The sequence below is a fragment of the Martinezella paranaensis genome, from assembly GCF_014200235.1.
Classification (GTDB): Bacteria; Pseudomonadota; Alphaproteobacteria; order Rhizobiales; family Rhizobiaceae; genus Rhizobium; species Rhizobium paranaense.
Genome location: NZ_JACHBI010000001.1, coordinates 579,948 through 600,513, shown reverse-complemented (window position 1 = coordinate 600,513; position 20,566 = coordinate 579,948). Strand labels below are relative to the sequence as shown.

Annotated in this window: 18 protein-coding genes; 14 read left to right on the top strand and 4 right to left on the bottom strand. The window is 61.3% G+C overall.

Annotated features, from left to right (window positions below):
- Position 1: 1 nt before the first annotated feature.
- Entirely contained in the window at positions 2-1,648 is a 1,647-nt protein-coding gene (locus tag GGD50_RS02935; protein ID WP_107107610.1) for an MFS transporter, read from the bottom strand.
- Between the two features lie 8 nt (positions 1,649-1,656).
- Entirely contained in the window at positions 1,657-2,100 is a 444-nt protein-coding gene (locus tag GGD50_RS02930; protein ID WP_107107609.1) for a MarR family winged helix-turn-helix transcriptional regulator, read from the bottom strand.
- A 345-nt stretch (positions 2,101-2,445) separates the two neighbouring features.
- Here GGD50_RS02930 and GGD50_RS02925 point away from each other — a divergent pair, with 345 nt between their 5' ends.
- Both GGD50_RS02925 and alr read left to right on the top strand, forming a co-directional pair.
- Complete coding sequence (locus tag GGD50_RS02925; RefSeq protein ID WP_028753385.1) at positions 2,446-3,942, top strand: replicative DNA helicase; 1,497 nt, start codon at positions 2,446-2,448, stop codon at positions 3,940-3,942.
- Between the two features lie 111 nt (positions 3,943-4,053).
- The gene (gene alr, locus GGD50_RS02920; protein WP_107107608.1) at positions 4,054-5,217 is read left to right on the top strand and encodes an alanine racemase; all 1,164 of its coding nucleotides are present in this window, start codon (positions 4,054-4,056) and stop codon (positions 5,215-5,217) included.
- A 4-nt stretch (positions 5,218-5,221) separates the two neighbouring features.
- Here the strand turns inward: alr and GGD50_RS02915 are convergent, their stop codons facing one another.
- Complete coding sequence (locus tag GGD50_RS02915) at positions 5,222-5,857, bottom strand: LysE family translocator (protein ID WP_107107607.1); 636 nt, start codon at positions 5,855-5,857, stop codon at positions 5,222-5,224.
- 255 nt (positions 5,858-6,112) lie between these two features.
- On the opposite strand from GGD50_RS02915, the gene radA reads away from it, so the two are divergent.
- The 11 genes from radA (at position 6,113) to rarD (ending at position 17,535) form a co-directional block, all read left to right on the top strand.
- Positions 6,113-7,516: a DNA repair protein RadA gene (gene radA / locus GGD50_RS02910; protein ID WP_107107606.1), complete on the top strand. Its 1,404-nt coding sequence runs from the start codon at positions 6,113-6,115 to the stop codon at positions 7,514-7,516.
- Between the two features lie 94 nt (positions 7,517-7,610).
- Positions 7,611-8,222, top strand: coding sequence for a CvpA family protein (locus GGD50_RS02905; RefSeq protein ID WP_107107605.1), 612 nt, complete (start codon positions 7,611-7,613; stop codon positions 8,220-8,222).
- Between the two features lie 164 nt (positions 8,223-8,386).
- On the top strand, positions 8,387-9,871 hold the full coding sequence (gene purF / locus GGD50_RS02900) for an amidophosphoribosyltransferase (RefSeq protein WP_107107604.1): 1,485 nt from the start codon (positions 8,387-8,389) through the stop codon (positions 9,869-9,871).
- 51 nt (positions 9,872-9,922) lie between these two features.
- On the top strand, positions 9,923-10,663 hold the full coding sequence (locus tag GGD50_RS02895; protein WP_107107603.1) for an SDR family NAD(P)-dependent oxidoreductase: 741 nt from the start codon (positions 9,923-9,925) through the stop codon (positions 10,661-10,663).
- A gap of 361 nt (positions 10,664-11,024) precedes the next feature.
- A complete protein-coding gene (gene cysS, locus GGD50_RS02890; RefSeq protein ID WP_107107602.1) occupies positions 11,025-12,416 on the top strand; it encodes a cysteine--tRNA ligase in 1,392 nt (463 codons plus the stop codon).
- Positions 12,413-12,892, top strand: coding sequence for a GFA family protein (locus tag GGD50_RS02885; protein WP_107107601.1), 480 nt, complete (start codon positions 12,413-12,415; stop codon positions 12,890-12,892). Before cysS ends, GGD50_RS02885 begins: the two co-directional genes overlap by 4 nt.
- A complete protein-coding gene (locus GGD50_RS02880) occupies positions 12,889-13,380 on the top strand; it encodes a GFA family protein (protein ID WP_107107600.1) in 492 nt (163 codons plus the stop codon). Before GGD50_RS02885 ends, GGD50_RS02880 begins: the two co-directional genes overlap by 4 nt.
- Positions 13,373-13,849, top strand: coding sequence for a GFA family protein (locus GGD50_RS02875; RefSeq protein ID WP_107107599.1), 477 nt, complete (start codon positions 13,373-13,375; stop codon positions 13,847-13,849). Before GGD50_RS02880 ends, GGD50_RS02875 begins: the two co-directional genes overlap by 8 nt.
- Entirely contained in the window at positions 13,846-14,805 is a 960-nt protein-coding gene (gene pip / locus GGD50_RS02870; protein ID WP_107107598.1) for a prolyl aminopeptidase, read from the top strand. Before GGD50_RS02875 ends, pip begins: the two co-directional genes overlap by 4 nt.
- 91 nt (positions 14,806-14,896) lie before the next feature.
- Positions 14,897-16,513 carry a citramalate synthase gene (gene cimA, locus GGD50_RS02865; protein ID WP_107107597.1) on the top strand — a complete coding sequence of 539 codons (1,617 nt, stop codon included), beginning with the start codon at positions 14,897-14,899 and terminating at the stop codon, positions 16,511-16,513.
- Positions 16,514-16,623: 110 nt separating this feature from the next.
- Positions 16,624-17,535, top strand: coding sequence for an EamA family transporter RarD (gene rarD, locus GGD50_RS02860; RefSeq protein WP_107107596.1), 912 nt, complete (start codon positions 16,624-16,626; stop codon positions 17,533-17,535).
- 28 nt (positions 17,536-17,563) lie between these two features.
- Here the strand turns inward: rarD and GGD50_RS02855 are convergent, their stop codons facing one another.
- Entirely contained in the window at positions 17,564-18,187 is a 624-nt protein-coding gene (locus tag GGD50_RS02855) for an LOG family protein (RefSeq protein ID WP_107108105.1), read from the bottom strand.
- A 155-nt stretch (positions 18,188-18,342) separates the two neighbouring features.
- Here GGD50_RS02855 and GGD50_RS02850 point away from each other — a divergent pair, with 155 nt between their 5' ends.
- Positions 18,343-20,406 carry a LysM peptidoglycan-binding domain-containing protein gene (locus GGD50_RS02850; protein WP_107107595.1) on the top strand — a complete coding sequence of 688 codons (2,064 nt, stop codon included), beginning with the start codon at positions 18,343-18,345 and terminating at the stop codon, positions 20,404-20,406.
- Positions 20,407-20,566 lie beyond the last annotated feature (160 nt).

Genomic DNA, 20,566 nt, shown 5'->3' with positions numbered 1-20,566 from the left:
CTCACGGGTTGGAAGCCGCGGTCTGCGGCCGATCGTCGGCGAGCCGCGCTTTGATGAAACGGTAGAATACATGCAGCGAAAGAGCAGCAAGCGACACGACCGCGATGACACCGGCAACAAAGAAGGCATCGCTATAGGCGAGCGTATTGGCCTCGCGGGTGACCTGCACGCCGAGTAGCGCCAACCCCTCGCCCTTCAGCAAAGCGCTGTCGCCGATCACCTTGCCATAAGACGCAGAAAGCTGGCTGACGCGCTGGGCGACGACAGGGTGAGTCAGCAACACATGTTCGGTCAGCACGGCGGAATGGAATTTTTCGCGGATGGTGATCAGCGTGCCGTAGAAGGCAGAGCCGATCAGGCCGCCGATGCTTTGCGTGAAGGTGAAGACCACGAAGAAGGTCACCAGATACGGTGCACCTCTCGCAAAGGCCGCCTTGAAGCCCGCGGACATGGACGGCGGCAGGAAAAGGGCTGCGCCGGCCGCCACCAGTGCCTGGCTAAGATACATCTGTTCGGGCCGGGTCAGCGTCGTAACCTGGGCATCCATGAAGGAGCCAGCCGCCATCATGACGAGAGCGACGAACTGGATCTGCCAACTCAAGCCGTAGCTCATCAGCACCGTGCAGATCAGACCGCCGATGATGGAGAAAGCAAGGATGATCCAGTAGAGCATCGCGAGCTGATCGTAGAGCAGACCAACGGCATTCTGATAGAAGGTCATGATGACCGAGGTCTGCTCGCCGGCAATCATGCGGAAGACCAGGAGAATGCCCGTCAGGTGCAATATCTCGGAGCTGAGCAGCCAGCGGACATCGATCAGTGGCGTCGGCCGCCGCAGTTCGATGACGGCGGCAAGCGTCAAAGTGGCGATGCTGACGGCCAGCAGCACGCCGAGCCATGGCACTTCCAGCCACCAATACAGTCGCCCGACGGAAAGAACGATTGCAAGACAGCCGAAACCGACGGCGACCAGCAGGTAGCTGATGATATCTCCGAAGACGATCACCTTCACTCTCGGCGGCGGCGTCAGAGGCAGCAGATAGATGATCGGCATCACCAGCAGCGCCAGTGCCATTTCCAAGGTATAGAGCCCGCGCCACTCGCCGTAATCGAGAAGCGATGGCGAGACGAGGCGAGTGATGGGCGCGGCCAGTAGCGTATTCATCATCGCCAGGCTGACGCCGATCGTCAGCTTCTTGGCCGGTTCGAAAGCTTCCAGCATGTAGAGGAAACCAAGCGTCGACAGCGGTGCCGCCGCGATGCCGCTCAAAAAGCGGACGACGATGGCCGAATGCAGGTCGGAGACGAAGAGATTGAGCAGCGAGGCGACGACGAAGCCGAGAATGCTGACTTCGGCAAAATTGCGCACGCCGTATTGCAGGCGGATCTTCACCAGCGCAATGGCGAGGCTGACATTCGGCGCCATATAGGCTGCCGACAGCCACACGGATTCGGTGGTCGTGGCGGCGATGCTTCCCTGGATCTGCGTGAGATTGGCGAAGGCGAGATTAAGACCAAGGCCCTGTGTCAAGAAGAACATGACGGAGGCGCCGATATAAAGCGGGACCTTCCATCGCGGCACGGGCGGCGGGGCGGCAGGCGCGGCGACATTGGCTTCCGCATTGATCGGGGCCGGCTCGCCGCTCATACGCTACCTCATGACTTGCCCACGTTCTGTAGATTGGCGGTCATGGCGCGGATGACCTTGAGGGCCATGCCGACATCCTCGTCCGAAATCCCCTGCAGGATATCCGCACGCACGCCGGTGGCAAGAGCCTCAACTTCGGCCGCCACCACTTTTCCGGATTCGGTCATGAATATCTGCTTGGCGCGCCGGTCCGACAGCACCGCGCGGCGCTCGATGAAGCTCTGTGCTTCCATGGCGTCGAGGATACGCACCAGGGTCGGAGTCTCAAGCTCCAGCTCGTCGGCGAGTTCGCGCTGATTGATGCCATCGCGCTTGGAAAGCTTATGGAAAACCCGGGCTCTGGCCAATGTCATACCGTGCTCACGCACCAGACCGTCGAACGCCGCCCTCAGCTTCCGATTAAAAGCGGAAAGCTCGTCGAACAGTTCTCGGCGTGATGGCGCACCAGACATTATTGCTGCTTTATACTATTAGTATCCTACCCTATTTCAAGGAGATAGCGGGGTTCTCACATCTTTTCAAGCGCGATTGCCGCCCCGCCGGGTTTCAACCGGGACAGATCGGGCTAAAATCATCCATAGAGGTTTTTGTATGTGATTCGCGTGTCGGACATTGCGTTGCAAAGTGGCGACAAAGGCTTTTTTTCCTTCGGAGCGTTTGTCCCTGTGGACGAGTGGAACAACGTGAATAGCTCGAACGAACCAGCGCCCTGCGGCACGCCACGACCCTTCGGCAATTGACCGTGACACGGGATCGTCGCAAACCAATCGGCACTCAAGAATACGAAGAGACGGAAAATGAACGAAGCTGCGCGAAAGATCGCCGCCATTGCTCCCGCCGACGCGCACTACCGCGAAGCGCCCAATAATATCGAGGCCGAACAGGCCCTGCTCGGCGCTATCCTCGTCAACAATGACGCCTACTACCGTGTCTCCGATTTTCTGAAACCCATTCATCTCTACGAGCCGCTGCACCGGAAAATCTTCGAGGTGGCGGGCGATATCATTCGCATGGGCAAGACAGCCAATCCGGTGACGATCAAGACTTTCCTGCCGGCCGAAGAGAAAGTCGGCGACATGACGGTGGCGCAATATCTCGCCCGTCTCGCGACCGAAGCCGTTTCGATCATCAACGCCGAAGACTACGGCCGCGCCATCTACGATCTGGCGCTGCGCCGCGCGCTGATCACCATCGGCGAGGACATGGTCAACATCGCCTTTGACGCACCGCTCGACATGCCGCCGCAGACGCAGATCGAGGATACGGAGCGCCGGCTGTTCGAACTTGCGGAAAACGGCCGCTACGACGGCGGCTTCCAGGCCTTCAACGACGCCGTGGCGCTGGCGATCGACATGGCGGCCGTCGCAAAGGAGCGCGACGGCGGTCTATCCGGCATTTCCACCGGCATTCACTCGCTCGACAGCAAGATGGGCGGCCTGCAGCGCTCGGACTTGATCATCCTCGCCGGCCGTCCCGGCATGGGCAAGACCTCGCTCGCCACCAATATCGCCTATAATATCGCCGCCGCCTATGAAGGCGAAGTGCAGTCGGACGGCTCCACAAAGGCGAAGAACGGCGGCGTCGTCGGCTTCTATTCGCTGGAAATGTCGTCCGAACAGCTCGCCACCCGTATCATTTCCGAGCAGACGGAAGTCTCCTCATCGAAGATCCGCCGCGGCGACATCAACGATGCCGATTTCGAAAAGCTGGTTGCCTGCTCGATGATGATGCAGAAGGTGCCGCTCTATATCGACCAGACCGGCGGCATCTCCATTGCTCAGCTTTCCGCGCGTGCGCGGCGCCTGAAGCGCCAGCGCGGCCTCGACGTTCTGGTGGTGGACTACGTTCAGCTCATGACCGGCTCCGGCAAATCGAACGAGAACCGCGTCCAGGAAATCACCCAGATCACCACCGGCCTGAAGGCGCTCGGCAAGGAGCTGAATGTTCCGATCATCGCGCTCTCCCAGCTCTCGCGTGCCGTCGAAAGCCGCGACGACAAGCGGCCGCAGCTCTCGGACCTGCGTGAATCCGGCTCCATCGAGCAGGACGCCGACGTGGTGCTCTTCGTGTTCCGTGAGGAATATTACGTCAAGAACTCCGAACCGCGCGATCCAGCCGATCCGAAATATGCGGAATGGGAAGCCCTGTTCGACAAGGTGAAAGGCACGGCCGACGTCATCATCGCCAAGCAGCGTCACGGACCGACAGGCACGGTGAAGCTCGCCTTCCAGTCGGAATTCACGCGCTTCGCCGATCTCGCCGACTCGTCCTTCCTGCAATATGAAGAGCACTGATGGAGGTATCTGCTGCGCATATGTGCAGTGCAGCACTTTCTCTTTCCATCGATGATCAGTATTCTGGCCGGAGCAGCATCCCCTCCGGCCATTTTTTGTTCAGGCGGTTCCATGACAGATAGTTTCGAAGACAATGACGCTTTCGCTTCTGCCGGCCTTCGGCTGACGGTCGATTTGGGAGCAGTGGTCGAGAACTGGCTCGATATGGCCCGCCGCTCCGGCAGGGCCCGCACCGGAGCCGCGGTGAAAGCCGACGCTTACGGCCTGGGGATCGAAGATGTCGGCGAGGCGCTTTATATCGCCGGCGCCCGCGATTTCTTCGTCGCCACCGCTGAAGAGGGCGTGACGCTTCGGCTCTACGCCCCGGATGCCCGCATCTTCGTACTCTGCGGCATCTGGCCTGGGACAGAGCGACTGTTTTTCGAAAACGATCTTGTGCCCGTCATCGCTTCCGAAGAGCAATTGACCTTCTGGATGTCGGTGCTAGCGGATTATGGCGACTACCCTTGCGCGCTGCAGGTCGATACCGGCTTCAACCGGCTGGGACTTCAGGCAGAGGACGCCATTGCGCTCGCCAATGATGTCTCGCGCCCCGCGAGTTTTGCGCCCGTCCTAGTGATGAGCCACCTTGCCTGCGGCGACGACCCCGCCAATGCGATGAACAGGCAACAGCTCGAGGCGTTCCGCAACGTCAGCGCCGCCTTCGAAGGCATCGAGGCGAGCTTTGCCAACTCGGCCGGCATCTTCCTCGGCCCCGAATATCATTTCGATCTCACTCGCCCAGGCATCGCCCTTTATGGCGGCCAGGCGGTGAACGGAACGGCGAACCCGATGCGGCCGGTCGCAACGGCCGAGGCCCGCATCATTCAGACCCGCACGGTCAAGGCCGGCGAGAGGGTCAGTTACGGCGGGGCGCTGGAGCTCACCCGCGACAGTCGGCTCGCCGTCGTCTCGGCCGGTTATGCCGACGGCTATATGCGCAGCCAATCGAGCGGCGGCGTGCCGCTGCGCCAGACGGGCATTGCCGGCGGCCAGGGCTTCGTCGCCGGGCACAAGGTGCCAGTTGCCGGCCGCATCACCATGGACCTGACGATCTTCGACGTGACCGACGTCCCCGAAAAACTGGTCCGCGCCGGCGACTATATCGAGCTCTTCGGCAAGAATATCCTCGTTGACGACGCTGCCCGCGCCGCCGGGACGATCGGCTACGAGATGCTGACCGGCCTGGGGCTGAGACATGAGCGCCGGTATGTTTTTGAAGAGACTGACGAGTAGCGGCTCAACGCACGCTGACCGCCAAGCGGACGCCCAGCGCTACGAACAATGTTCCAAGCCCCCGGTCCAGCCACAGGCCCGCGTTTCGGTTGCGCCGTAGCGCCTCGGCAAGGCGACCTCCGAGAAGAATGAGCGGTGGCTCGATGAAGGCGGCAACCACGATGATGAGGCTGCCGTGGAGCAAGAGCTGCGCCCAGACCGGGCCAGCCCCTTCAACGACGAATTGCGGCAGGAACGCGAGAAAGAAGATGGCCACTTTCGGGTTGAGCAGCGAAACCAGGATACCTTGCCGGTAGATGCGGCTCCAGGGCAATGCTTTGCCGGCTTCCGTGATCCAGGCGCCTTCACCCTTCGAGCGCAGTGCCTGTATTCCAAGCCAGATGAGATAGGCGGCGCCGGCCCATTTGACCGTCGAGAACGCGATGGCCGAGGCCGCCAATATTGCCGATAGCCCGGCTGCGGCCATCAGCACATGCAGGCAGGCGCCGCTCCATATGCCGAACAATGCGGCAAAGCCGGAGCGTCTGCCGCTTCTGATCGTGTGGCCGAGAATGAAGGCGATGTCCGGCCCCGGCGACAGATTGAGCAGGACGGCGGCCGAAAGAAACGCGATCCAATGCGCAAGCGTATAGTCGAACATCCGTCACCATCGATCGAAAACCCGGCATAAAGGCTGACACAATCGCCGCTGATACGGAAATCATTAGTTTTGATCTGTTGGGAAAGACATTATCTGACAGCCAGCCGCGATTCGCGGCGAACAGCGAGGCACTAGAGCAATTCCAGGAAAAGTGCGAAGCGGTTTTCCGTCCGGAATGCGTAAAAACAAAGAGATGGAGCGGGGAAAGCGATTCCTGAAACGCTAAACCGCTCTATAAATTGAGAACAGCATCCGATGGCAAAAGCCCGTACACAATTCGTCTGCCAGAACTGCGGCACGGTCCATAACCGCTGGGCGGGCAAATGCGATGGTTGCGGTGCATGGAACACCATCGTCGAAGAAGACCCGATGGGTGGCATCGGCGGCGGCCCCGCCAAGGTGCCGAAGAAGGGCCGGCCGGTGACACTGACGGCGCTGTCGGGCGAGATCGAGGAAGCGCCACGCATCCACACCGGCATCTCCGAACTCGATCGGGCGACCGGCGGCGGCTTCGTGCGGGGCTCGGCGGTGCTGGTCGGCGGCGATCCCGGCATCGGCAAGTCGACGCTATTGATGCAGGCAGCCGCCGCCCTTTCCCGACGCGGGCACAAGATCGTCTACGTCTCCGGCGAAGAGGCGGTGGCGCAGGTTCGGCTTCGCGCCCAGCGGCTGAACGCCGCCAACACGGATGTGCTGCTCGCGGCCGAAACCAATGTCGAGGATATCCTGGCGACGCTCGCCGAAGGCAAGCGGCCGGACCTCGTCATCATCGATTCCATCCAGACGCTGTGGAGCGAGCTTGCCGAATCGGCACCCGGGACGGTGACGCAGGTGCGCACCGGCGTACAGGCGATGATCCGCTTCGCCAAGCAGACGGGCGCCGCGATGGTATTGGTCGGCCACGTCACCAAGGACGGCCAGATCGCCGGTCCGCGCGTCGTCGAACATATGGTCGACGCCGTTCTCTATTTCGAAGGCGATCGCGGCCATCATTACCGCATCCTGCGCACGGTGAAGAATCGCTTCGGCCCGACCGACGAAATCGGCGTCTTCGAAATGTCCGACAAAGGCCTGCGGGAAGTGGCCAATCCATCCGAACTTTTCCTCGGCGAGCGCAATTCCAAATCGCCAGGCGCGGCCGTCTTTGCCGGCATGGAGGGCACCCGGCCGGTGCTGGTCGAGGTGCAGGCGCTGGTTGCTCCGACATCGCTCGGCACGCCGCGCCGTGCTGTCGTCGGCTGGGATTCGGCGAGGCTATCGATGATTCTCGCGGTTCTCGAAGCGCATTGCGGCGTTCGGCTCGGCCAGCACGATGTTTACCTCAATATTGCCGGCGGCTATCGTATTTCTGAGCCGGCTGCGGACCTCGCGGTCGCCTCTGCACTGGTTTCATCCCTGGCCGGTCTTGCCCTTCCCGCAGATTGCGTCTATTTCGGCGAAGTCAGCCTGTCGGGCGCCGTCCGGCCGGTTGCGCACACCGCTCAGCGCCTCAAGGAAGCCGAGAAGCTGGGATTTTCTGCAGCGCTTCTCCCCACCGCCTCCTCCGACCTGCCGAAAGGCAATGGCGGACGCTGGAGCGAGATCGATGGCCTGCCGGATCTGGTGGCGCGCATAGCCGGATCGAAGGGCGCGCTCAAGCGCGCGGAAGACGAAGACTGAGCCTTACTTGAACCGTTCTTGACGGGGCGAAAGGCGCATATTTGAGGCCGATGGCAGCCATGCTTGGCATGGCAAGTCTTGGAGTGGATTATACATGCCCATTACGATTTTCGACGGTATTGTTATCGGCGTTATTTTGTTCTCCGCCGTTCTGGCCATGGTCCGCGGCTTTTCCCGCGAAATTCTCTCGATCGTCAGTTGGGGCGGCTCGGCCGTCGCTGCCTACTATCTTTATTCGCTGCTCGTGCCTTATGCGATGCACTACACAGCGGACGTTCGCATCGCGACGATCGCGTCGGCCGCTGTCATCTTCCTGATCGCGCTGATCATCATTTCCTTCATTACGATCAGGATCGCGGATTTCATCATCGACAGCCGCATCGGCGCGCTCGATCGTACGCTCGGCTTTCTCTTCGGGGCCGCCCGCGGCTTGCTGCTGATGGTCGTCGTCGTTGCCTTCTGGAACTGGCTGGTCGCGCCGGCCGCTCGCCCGGATTGGGTCAACAACGCCAAGTCCAAGCCTTTCCTCGATTCGATGGTCGAAAAGCTCAAATCCGCGCTTCCGGAAAACATTCAGGCGATGCTTCCGGCCGAGATCATCAACAAGATCGCGCCGAACCAGCAGCAGCAATCGCAGCCGCAGGATGGCACGACGAACGACGCGGCACCGTCCGATGACGCGCCCGCGCCGCAGACGAACAATTAACAGTGCGTTTACAGGCTTGACCCGCGGGGCGATAATCGCCATGTGAACGGCACGAAATCCGAAGATCCGGCCCGATATTCTTTCCGGCCGGATTTTCAGTTATTTTTGCATTCAGTCGCGATGCCGCCTGACCGGTCCCATGTTGAGAGCAAAGGCCTGCAGCCATGAACCATTCCCCTTCCATCGAGAATGATATCGACGGCGACACGCTGCATGAGGAATGCGGTGTATTCGGCATTCTCGGCCACCCCGACGCGGCAACGCTGACGGCGCTCGGCCTGCACGCTTTGCAGCATCGCGGTCAGGAAGCGGCCGGCATCGTCTCCTTCGATGGCCAGCGCTTTCATTCGGAGCGCCGCATGGGCCTTGTCGGCGATCACTATACCGACCCTGCCACCCTGGCCCGGCTGCCCGGCGACCGTTCGATCGGCCATGTACGTTATTCGACCACGGGCGAGACGATCCTGCGTAACGTCCAGCCGCTGTTTGCCGAGCTGGAAGTTGGTGGCATCGCCATCGCCCACAACGGCAATTTCACCAACGGCCTGACCATGCGCCGGCAATTGATCGCCGACGGCGCCATCTGTCAGTCGACGTCGGACACGGAAGTCGTTCTCCATCTCATCGCCCGCTCCAAGCATCCCTCTTCCTCCGACCGCTTCATCGACGCGATCCGCCAGATGGAAGGCGGCTATTCGATGCTGGCCATGACGCGCACCAAGCTGATCGCAGCCCGCGATCCGATCGGCATCCGGCCGCTGGTGATGGGCGAACTCGACGGCAAGCCGATTTTCTGCTCGGAGACCTGTGCTCTCGACATCATTGGTGCGAAATACGTCCGCGACGTTGAAAACGGCGAAGTCGTCATCTGCGAGATCCAGCCCGACGGCTCGATCACCATCGATGCCCGCAAGCCCGAGGTTTCCCGCCCCGAGCGTCTCTGCCTGTTCGAATATGTCTATTTCGCCCGCCCCGATTCCGTCGTCGGCGGCCGCAACGTCTATGTCGCCCGCAAGAACATGGGCATCAACCTTGCCAAGGAAGCGCCTGTCGCGGCTGACGTCGTCGTACCGGTGCCGGATGGCGGCACGCCGGCGGCCATCGGCTATGCCCAGGCAAGCGGCATTCCCTTCGAGCTCGGCATCATCCGAAACCACTATGTCGGCCGCACCTTCATCGAGCCGACACAGCAGATCCGCGCTTTCGGCGTGAAGCTGAAGCACTCCGCCAACCGCGCCATCATTGCCGGCAAGCGCGTTGTCCTTGTCGACGATTCCATCGTACGCGGCACCACGTCGGTGAAGATCGTGCAGATGATCCGCGAGGCCGGCGCCAGCGAAGTGCACATCCGTGTCGCCAGCCCAATGATCTATCATCCGGACTTCTACGGCATCGATACGCCGGATGCCGACAAGCTACTCGCCAATCAGTACAACAGCCTGAAAGCCATGTGCGATTACATCGGCGCGGATTCGCTCGAATTCCTGTCGATCGACGGTCTTTACCAGGCTGTCGGCGGCGAGAGCCGGGACAATGCGCAGCCGCAGTTCACCGACCACTATTTCACCGGCGATTATCCGACGCGCCTGCTCGACAAGGAAAGCACCAGCAATGTGCGCAAGCTTTCCGTGCTCGCCAGCAACGGCTGACACGGGGCTTTTCGCCGCTCACCTTTTCCAGCGCATTCGGACCAAGACAGCATGAGCATAGACCTCACGAACAAAATCGCCCTGGTTACCGGCGCGTCGCGCGGTATTGGTTATTTCACCGCGCTGGAGCTCGCCAAGGCAGGCGCGCATGTGATTGCCTGCGCCCGCACGGTGGGTGGCCTTGAAGAGCTCGACGACGCCATCAAGGCTGTCGGCGGATCGGCAACGCTGGTGCCCTTCGATCTTGCCGATATGGCCGCGATCGATGCACTTGGCGGGTCTATCTTCGAGCGCTGGGGCAAGCTCGATATCCTCGTCGCCAATGCCGGCGTCCTCGGCGTCATCTCGCCGATCGGCCATGTCGAAGCCAAGGTCTTCGAAAAGGTGATGACCATCAACGTCACCGCCACCTGGCGGCTGATCCGTTCGGTCGAGCCGCTGCTGATGCGCGCTGACGCAGGCCGCGCCATCATCCTGTCATCGGCCGCAGCCCATCGCTGCCGGCCGTTCTGGGGTCCCTATTCGGCATCCAAGGCGGCCGTCGAGGCGCTTGCCCGCACTTGGGCCGGTGAAACCCAGAGCACGGCGCTGCGGATCACCAGCGTCGACCCAGGCGCCACTCGCACCGCAATGCGCGCCCAGGCAATGCCCGGCGAAGATCCGGACACGCTGCCGCATCCCAGTGATGTAGCACAAGCCATCCTGCCGCTCGCCGGTCCCGATGTCACTGAAACCGGCAAACTCTTTGTCATTAGCGAGAACAAGCTCGTCGACTACCGGATGCCGGAATAACATTACCTTCTCCCGGGGGGAGAAGGATGCGTGCAGTGCGGGTCGAGGGGGCGTTGCACCCGTAAGGGGATTGCCTTTCGCTTGCCGCTCAACGCCCTGTCTCGCCGCGCTCGACAGCCCCCTCATCCGCCCTTCAGGCACCTTCTCCCCGACGGGGAGAAGGGGACACTCCCCCCTTGACCAATCACCGTAGTCGCGCGATAAAGCCCGCCATGAAAACGGTTATCTGCATTATCTGCCGGAAGATTATTCGCTAGCGTTCCGCTGGCCTGGCCGTTTTCGTCTCCCAAAATCCAAGATGACAAACGTCCGGCCTGCCGGTGACGATATTTTTTCGGATTTATGCCTTTGGGAGAGTGAAATGGGCACCGAGCCGCACCTGAAATTTTACAACACGCTGACGCGCGAAAAGGTCGACTTCAAGCCGATCGACCGCGAGAACGTCCGCCTGTATGTCTGCGGCCCGACGGTCTATGATTTCGCCCATATCGGCAATGCCCGCCCGGCCATCGTCTTCGACGTGCTCTTCCGGCTGCTGCGGCAGATCTATGGCGAAAGCCACGTCACCTACGTGCGCAACATCACCGACGTTGACGACAAGATCAACGCGCGGGCCTTGCGTGATCATCCCGGTTTGCCGCTCAACGAAGCGATCCGCCTGGTCACCGAGAAGACCGAAACGCAATATCGCCAAGACGCGATCGCGCTCGGCTCCCTTGAGCCGACAGTGCAGCCGCGGGCGACGGAAAACATCGCGCAGATGATCGAGATCATCGAAAAGCTGATCGCCAAGGGCCATGCCTATCAGGCGGCTGGAGAAGTGCTGTTCGATACCAAATCCATGGTGGATTACGGCCAGCTCTCCAAGCGCAACCTCGATGAGCAGCAAGCCGGCGCCCGCGTCGCCGTCGAAGAACACAAGAAGAGCCCGGGCGACTTCGTGCTCTGGAAGCTGTCTGACGAGAACGAGCCTGGCTGGGAGAGCCCCTGGGGTCGTGGCCGTCCGGGCTGGCATATCGAATGCTCCGCCATGAGCGGGCGCTATCTCGGCGATGTCTTCGACATTCATGGCGGCGGTTTGGACCTGATCTTTCCGCACCATGAAAACGAGATCGCCCAATCGCGTTGCGCCCATGGCACGGATGTCATGGCGAATATCTGGATGCATAACGGCTTCCTGCAGGTCGAAGGCCGCAAGATGTCGAAGTCGGAAGGCAATTTCGTCACCATCTACGAGCTGCTGCACACCGAAAAACTCGGCGGCCGCGTCTGGCCGGGCGCGGTATTGCGGCTTGCCATGCTGATGACGCATTACCGCGAGCCGATCGACTTTTCCGTGAAGCGTCTGGAAGAGGCTGAGCGGCTTCTGGCCAAATGGCCGGCGGCTGACATCGGCGATGCAACGCCGGATGCCGCCATCGTGGCGGCACTCGCCGACGATCTCAACACCGTCGCCGCCATCCAGGCACTGCATGCCCTGGCGCAGGCCGCCAATGCCGATCCCAGCGTCCTGCCCACTTTCGCCGCAAGCGCAGCACTTCTCGGCCTGTTGCCCGAGAAAGTGGAGGTGGATGACGCAGTCGTCGCGGAAATCAACAGGCGCGTTCAGGCGCGGCTGGAATTGCTGAAGGCGAAGAACTTTGCCGAAGCAGACAAAATCCGCGAGGTGCTTTTGGCTGAGGGCATTCAGTTGAAGGACGGCAAGGACCCGGCGACCGGTGAGCGGACAACGACGTGGGAGGTCAAGCGGTGAGTGAAACCTACACCGGTGGCTGTCAATGCGGTGCGGTTCGTTTCCGGGTGCGGGGCGAGCTCAAAGACGCATCGATCTGTCATTGCCGCATGTGCCAGAAGGCCTTCGGTGCCTATTATGCGCCGCTGGTTTCGACCCGCGGCGCTGAGCTTGTCTGGACGCGGGGAGAGCGCAAGAAATTCCGGTCGTCGAATTTCGTCGAGCGCGGCTTTTGTGGCGATTGCGGTACGCCGTTGACCTATGAGGCGCCCGATGGCGTGGCGGTCGCGGCGGGTGCTTTCGATGATCCGTCGCTGTTGCCGCCGGTGGTGCAGTTCGGCATGGAAGGCAAGATAGATTTCGTCGACAGGCTGCATCTGCTGCCAGGGCATCGGACGGAAGAGGATGCGGAACAGGCGCCCTTCGTGCTGGAGATCGTGTCCCACCAGCATCCGGATCACGAGACGGCAATATGGCCACCGGAAACAGGCAAATGACAATCGCGGAGGGATATAGCGGCGGATGCCAGTGCGGCGCGGTCCGTTACCGCGCGGCCGGTCCAATCGGCTACCCTCATCTCTGCCATTGCCGCATGTGCCAGAAGGCTTCGGGCAATTACGCCCTGCCGCTCGGCAGCGTCCAACGCGCTGATTTCGAGCTGACGCGCGGCGAACCCTCGTGGTTTCACTCGTCCGACCTCGTGCGCCGCGGCTTTTGCAACGCTTGCGGTACGCCGTTATTCTACGACATTCCGGGCACGGATTTCATTAATCTGACGCTCGGCTCCCTCGACAAACCGATGGCGGTGCAGCCTGTTGCCCAATCGAACCCCGCGGGAAAAATGTCATGGTTCCATACGCTCGATGGGCTGCCGATGGAACCAGATAGTGATGGTTCCGACCGTGCCTTGACGATCCGGTCATCCAACCATCAGCATCCCGATCACGATACCCAAACCTGGCCACAGGAGAAGAGCCATGACTGAAGCCATCCGAAGCGGAGGATGCCAATGCGGCGCGGTGCGGTTCCGCATTCGCGGTCAGCTCGGCCGCCCATCGATCTGCCATTGCCGTATGTGCCAGAAGCAGTTCGGCAACTTCTTCTCAGCCCTGGTCACGGCGCCGGATGACGGCCTGGAATGGACGCGGGGGGAGCCGACCTATTTCCAGTCTTCCGTCAACATCGATCGCGGCTTCTGCAAGAATTGCGGCACGCCGCTGACCTACCGCCATCCCGGCGGACTGGAGATCGCCATCGGCGCCTTCGACGAGCGCGACGATTTGGCGCCGCAGATCCAGGTCAATTACGCCTCGCGCCTGCCTTGGGTCGACACCATATTCGAGCAGCCGGTCCATCAGGATCCGGATTTCTATGCACGGCAGGAGCAGATCATCTCCTTCCAGCATCCCGATCACGATACGGACGTCTGGCCTGCCGAGGGGCTGAAAATATGACGGAAATATTGCGTACGCTTTATCCGGAAATCCAACCCTATGCCTCCGGTCATCTCGATGTCGGTGACGGCCATGTCGTCTATTGGGAACGCGTTGGCACGCCCGGGGCGAAGCCTGCCGTTTTCCTGCATGGTGGCCCAGGCGGCGGCATCTCGCCGACGCATCGCCGCCTGTTCGATCCGGCGCTTTACGACATAACCCTGTTGGATCAACGCGGCTGCGGCAAGTCGACGCCGCATGCCGGCCTCGAAGCCAACACCACCTGGCATCTGGTCGCCGACATCGAGCGGCTGCGCGAGATGGCCGGCGTGGACAAGTGGCTGGTATTCGGCGGCTCCTGGGGGTCGACGCTGGCGCTTGCCTATTCCGGAAAGCATCCGGAGCGGGTTTCCGAACTGGTTGTGCGCGGCATCTACACGCTGACCAAGGCCGAGCTTGACTGGTATTATCAGTTCGGTGTCTCGGAAATGTTCCCGGACAAATGGGAGCGCTTCATCGCGCAGATCCCGCCGGAAGAGCGTCACGAAATGATGTTTGCCTATCACCGCCGGCTGACACACGAGGACAAGGCCGTGCGCCTCGAGGCCGCAAAGGCCTGGGCAATCTGGGAGGGCGAGACGATTACCCTGTTGCCGGACCCGGCGACCAGTGGGCCGTTCGAAGACGCGGAATATGCGCATGCCTTTGCGCGCATCGAAAACCACTTCTTCGTCAATGCCGGCTGGATGGAGGAAGGCCAGCTCCTCGGAGATGCCCACAAGCTGAAGGACATCCCTGGCGTCATCGTCCACGGCCGCTACGACATGCCCTGCCCGGCGAAATACGCCTGGGCTCTGCACAAGGCTTGGCCGAAAGCGGAGTTCCACCTGATCGAAGGGGCCGGCCACGCCTTTTCCGAACCGGGGATACTGGACCAGTTGATCCGCGCGACGGATAAGTTTGCCGGGAAAATTTGATCCCGGCAGGCCCCTCACCCAAGCCCTCTCCTTGTTAACGCGGAGAGGGAGCGACTGAGCAAGAAGAAACCGGCTCGCCGGAGGAAACAGAATGACACGCGAAAAAATCTATCTCTTCGACACGACCTTGCGCGATGGGCAGCAGACGCCCGGCATCGACTTTTCGGTCGAGGACAAGATTTCCATCGCCACCATGCTGGACGAATTCGGCCTCGACTATGTCGAAGGCGGTTATCCCGGCGCCAATCCGACCGATACCGCTTTCTTCAATGAAAAGCGGACGCAGACCGCCTCCTTCGTCGCCTTCGGCATGACCAAGCGCGCCGGCGTTTCAGCCTCCAACGATCCCGGTCTTGCCAGCCTTCTGCAGGCAAAGGCCGACGCCATCTGTTTCGTCGCCAAGAGTTGGGATTATCACGTCAAGGTCGCTCTCGGCTGCACCAACGAGGAAAATCTCGAATGCATCGCCGAAAGCGTCAAAGCCGCGATCGCAGCCGGCAAGGAAGCGCTGGTCGACTGCGAGCATTTCTTCGACGGCTACAAGGCCAATCCGAGCTATGCGCTGGCCTGTGCCAAGACGGCCTATGAGGCCGGTGCGCGCTGGGTCGTGCTCTGCGACACCAATGGCGGCACGCAGCCGCCGGAAGTGCGCGCCATCGTCGAAGCCGTGATCGCCGAGGGCGTACCCGGCGACTGTCTTGGCATCCATGCCCACAACGACACCGGTCAGGCGGTGGCCAATTCACTCGCCGCCGTCGAGGCCGGCGTGCGGCAGATCCAGGGCACGCTGAACGGCGTCGGCGAGCGCTGCGGCAATGCCAATCTGATCACGCTGATCCCGACGTTGGCGCTGAAAAGGGCCTATGGCGAGCGCTTCGAAACGGCGATCGATGGCGAACGGCTACTTGGCCTGACCAGCCTGTCGCACGCCTTCGACGAGCTGCTGAACCGCTCGCCGGACCATCAGGCTCCCTATGTCGGTGCCTCGGCCTTTGCGACAAAGGCCGGTATCCATGCCTCGGCATTGCTGAAGGACCCGCGCACCTACGAGCATGTGCCGCCGGAAAGCGTCGGCAATTTCCGCAAGGTCATGGTGTCAGACCAAGGCGGCAAGTCGAATTTCATCAATGCGCTCAAGCGACGCGGCATCGAGGTCGGCAAGGACGATCCGAAGCTCGATCGGCTGATCCAGATCGTCAAGGAGCGCGAAGCATCCGGTTACGCTTACGAAGGCGCCGATGCCAGCTTCGAGCTCCTGGCCCGCCGCACCCTCGGCACAATCCCAGAATTCTTCGCGATCGACGGCTTCCGCGTCATGGTCGAGCGTCGCTTCGACTCCCACGGCCGGGTGAAGATCGTCTCGGAAGCGGTGGTCAAGCTCATCATCGACGGCCAGACCATCATGTCCGTCGCCGAAGGCGATGGCCCGGTCAACGCGCTCGACCTAGCCCTGCGCAAGGACTTCGGCAAATACCAGCATGAAATCGACGACCTTGTGCTCGCCGACTTCAAGGTGCGTATCCTCAATGGCGGCACGGAAGCCATAACCCGCGTTCTGATCGAATCCACCGACAGCAGCGGGGTACGCTGGTGGACGGTCGGCGTTTCGGAAAACATCATCGACGCCTCCTTCCAGGCGTTGATGGATTCCGTCATCTACAAGCTGATGAAGAACCGGCACATGGCCGGCAAGATCGCGGCGGAGTGATCCGCCGCCCATCAAAAACCTTGACGATGCCGTCAAGGAAATGAATTGGCACCACAACCCGCATTGGAGTAAGCCCGTCGTAAAAGAAAATAGAACGGCGGGAAATACCAATGGCTACCGATACGGTCGCACCTGAGATCAAGAACGAGGACAGCGCACGCGGATTCGGTTTCGTGCTGACGGCCTATCTGCTCTGGGGCGTCCTGCCGCTCTACATGAAGGCCATGGCGCATATCCCGGCCATGGAGGTCATTGCCCACCGCATCCTGTGGTCGGTTCCGGTCGCCGGCGCCGTGCTGCTGGCACTCGGCCGCATGGGCGACGTGAAGGCAGCGCTCGGCAACCCGCGCACGCTCGCCATGGCGTCGGTGACGGCGATGCTGATTACCATCAATTGGGGCACTTATGTCTGGGCGATCGGCGCAGGACATTCGCTCGATGCGGCCCTCGGCTACTTCATCAATCCACTATTCAGCATCGCGCTCGGCGCTTTGCTGCTGAAGGAGAGGCTTGCGCCGGTGCAGATCGTCGCGATCGGCCTTGCGGGCGCAGCGGTCGTCATCCTGACCGTCGAAGCCGGCACCCTGCCCTGGGTGGCGCTGTCGCTGACGTTCTCCTGGGGTTTCTACGGCTTTTTCCGCAAGACGCTACCGGTCGGGCCGAATCAGGGCTTCTTCCTCGAGGTACTGCTGCTCTGCATCCCCGCGCTGCTTTACATCATCTATCTGGAGACGCGCGGCGAAGGCCATCTCTATCGCACCGGCGTCTCGGATATGGCGCTGCTGCTCGGTTGCGGTTTCGTAACCGCCCTGCCGCTGATGATCTTCGCCAATGGAGCGAAGCTTCTCAGGCTCTCCACCATCGGCATCATGCAGTATATCGTGCCGACCATGGTTTTCCTCATCGCCGTCTTCCTGTTCAGGGAGCCTTTCGGCACGACGCAGATGATTGCCTTCTCCCTGATCTGGGCGGGGCTGGCGCTTTATAGCTGGTCGATGCTGCGTCAGAGCCGGGCGCGCTAACCACAAGACACGGTTAGCAAATCTCTAGTCAGAGCTTTGCGATGACGGCCTCTTCGCCGCCGCGTGATCCCACGGTTTCGGCGGCATGCTTGCGGATCGCCGGGATGATGTCGGCGACCTGGTCGATGACCAGCGGCTGCACGCGATGGGCGGTGTGGACGAAGCCTTCCTCCGTCATATGACGAATTAGCTCCATCATCGGATTCCAGAAACCGTTGATATTGGCGAAGACCATCGGCTTTTCGTGGCGGCCGAGCTGGCCCCAGGTCATGATCTCGACGATTTCTTCCAGCGTACCGATGCCGCCCGGCAGCGCCACGAAAGCGTCGGCGCGCTCGAACATGGTGTGTTTGCGCGTATGCATGTCCGGAGTTATGATTAGCTCGTCCAATTGGCCGAGCGAATGGCGCGTCGCTTCCATGTCAACGAGGAACTCCGGAATGATGCCGGTGACCTGACCACCATGCGACAGGACGCCGCTCGCGACAGCGCCCATGATGCCTTTCGTGCCGCCGCCATAGACCAGGCGCAACCCGCTCTCGGCGATGTTCTTGCCCAGCTCACGGCCCGCAGCCATGTGAGAAGGATCGCGACCCGGCCTGGAGCCGCAATAGACGCAGATGGATCGAATTGGCACAGAATCGTCAGTCATGAATGCAAACAACTATGCTGCAAGTGCTCAGTCAAGAATTTTCAAAAGAAAACTTGTGCCAGAGCACGCTGAAATGACTGAGAAAGCTTGTAAAAGCAGGCGAAATCGTTAGCAATTTCAAGAGTGGAGATGACTCCGCCGCTTGGAGATAAATGATGATGAAGAACCGTGCCGGCTTGCTGGCTCTGTTGGTACTGGTAGTTGCGACTATCCTGATGGTCTTCTTTGTGATGCCGCGCATCAACGGCGATAAGAAGTCGATCGGTGATGCCATCAATCAGGCGAGCGACGCGGTGAAGAACACCATCACTGAGAATGGCCAAAAGGCTGATGACGCCGCGAAAAAGGCCGGTGAAGCAACGCAGGGTGCCGCGGCGACAGCAACCAACGCTGCCGATGTCACGAAGAAGCTTACCGATCTCGGCACCACGGCCGTCGCCTCTCTTTCCGATCTCAAGGCGCTCTTCAAGGACGGCAAGGGGCCGACGGAGGATGTCTTCACCTCGGCCAAGACGAAGGTGATCACTGCGCTGCAGGCGATCGTTGGTTTTGCCGCTCCCCAAGGCACGGATGCTGCAACGACCGCCGTGGTCGACAAGGCACATGACGGCGCCGGCAAGGCACTGGCCATCATCCAATCGCTTCCGGAGAACATTGCCGATGCCACCGCGGCAATCGACAAGGCGCGGGCAGCGCTGACCGGCCAGAGTGCTCCGCAGACGCAAGCCGCGGGACCGGTCACTCCCTCCTTCGACGTGCTGCGTGTCGAGCCGGATGGCTCCACCGTTATTGCAGGTTCGGCGGAGCCCAATTCCAAGCTGGAGATCGTCGACGGCGACAAGGTGGTGACGACAACCGAAGTCGGCCCAAGCGGCGACTTCGCCGCCGTGCTCGACAATCCGCTTCCGCCAGGCGATCACGAACTGGTGCTGCGCGCAACCGGCAAGGACGGCAAGGCCGTCACTTCGGAGGAAGTTGCTACCGTCTCGGTCCCGAAGGACGACAAGAGCCAGCTTCTCGCCATGGTTTCCAAGCCTGGCACGGCAAGCCGCATCATCACCGCGCCGTCGGCCAAACAAGGGCGCGTCGCGTCGGATGAGCAGACACCAGCGGCCAATACGCCCGCAAACGGCACAGGCGGCGCGACCGCCACCGATGGCACCGGCGCCAAACCGCAGGACAACACTGCCGTCGCCTCCGCCAATACGGCTAGCGACGCTGGGACCGCGCCTGCAACGACGACGGGTAGCCAGCCCGAAGTCATGGTCAATGCAGTCGAAATCGAAAACAATCATATCTTCGTTGCCGGCACGACAAAGCCGAATGTCAAGGTTCGCGCCTATGCCGACGACAAGCTGATCGGCGAGATCGTAGCGGGAGCCGACGGCCATTTCGTCGTCGACGGCACGATGCCGCTGACGGTCGGCGACCACAAGATCCGCGTTGACGTCCTCGACGGCGCCGGCAAGGTCACAGTGCGCACCAGCGTCAATTTCACCCGCCCAGAAGGCAATCAGGTGACGGTCGCGGCGCAAACCCCGGCGGCTGCCGGCGGCAGCGGCAACGCCTCGGCCCCCACCATGGTTCCGCTCGATGAAGGTGAGCTTGGCAAGCTGCGGGAGAACACAGCCAAGGCTTTCGCCCTGCTGAAGGACCTTTTTGCCAATGGCAAGCAGCCGAGTGCAGAACAACTCGCCGCCGCCCGCTCGGGGACTGAAATTGCTCTGAAATCACTTTCGGAATTCCGTCCGGCGATCGATGCCAGCCCGGCGCTGAAACAGGCTGCAGCCGACGCGGCAAGTGCGGCTGGCCGGGCGCTGGCAGCGCTGCAGGCTCTGCCGAAGGATTCGAAGTCGGTCGGTGATGGACTGCCTAATCTCGAACAGATGATCGCCGCCGTCACCAAGCCCCAGAATGCCACCCCGGCACCGGCGAGCGCCGAAGCCTCCTCCAGCGGTAGCGGCCCCAAGACTCTGCAGCAGGCACCGCTTTCGCAAGATACAAATGCGGTCATCATTCGCCGCGGCGATACGCTCTGGCAGATCTCCCGCCGCACCTATGGCGCTGGCGTGCGCTACACGACGATCTATCTCGCCAATGAGGACAAGATCAACAATCCGGACCGCATCCTGCCCGGCCAGGTCTTCGGCCTGCCGAAGGACGCGCTGCCGAATGCGGAAGAACTGCACCGCAAGCGGCTTTCAGGCAGCCATCTTTAAAGGTTCACCTCTCACATCAGGAGGCCAGGCGCAATCAACGCCTGGCCTCTGCTTTTACCCGACATAAAAATAGTATAAGCCTCCCGCCGACCCCCATTGCCCCGCTCATCACCTGACGGGGCCTCCCAGCCAGGCTGTGCGTGCGCCTTTGCCCGGCTGG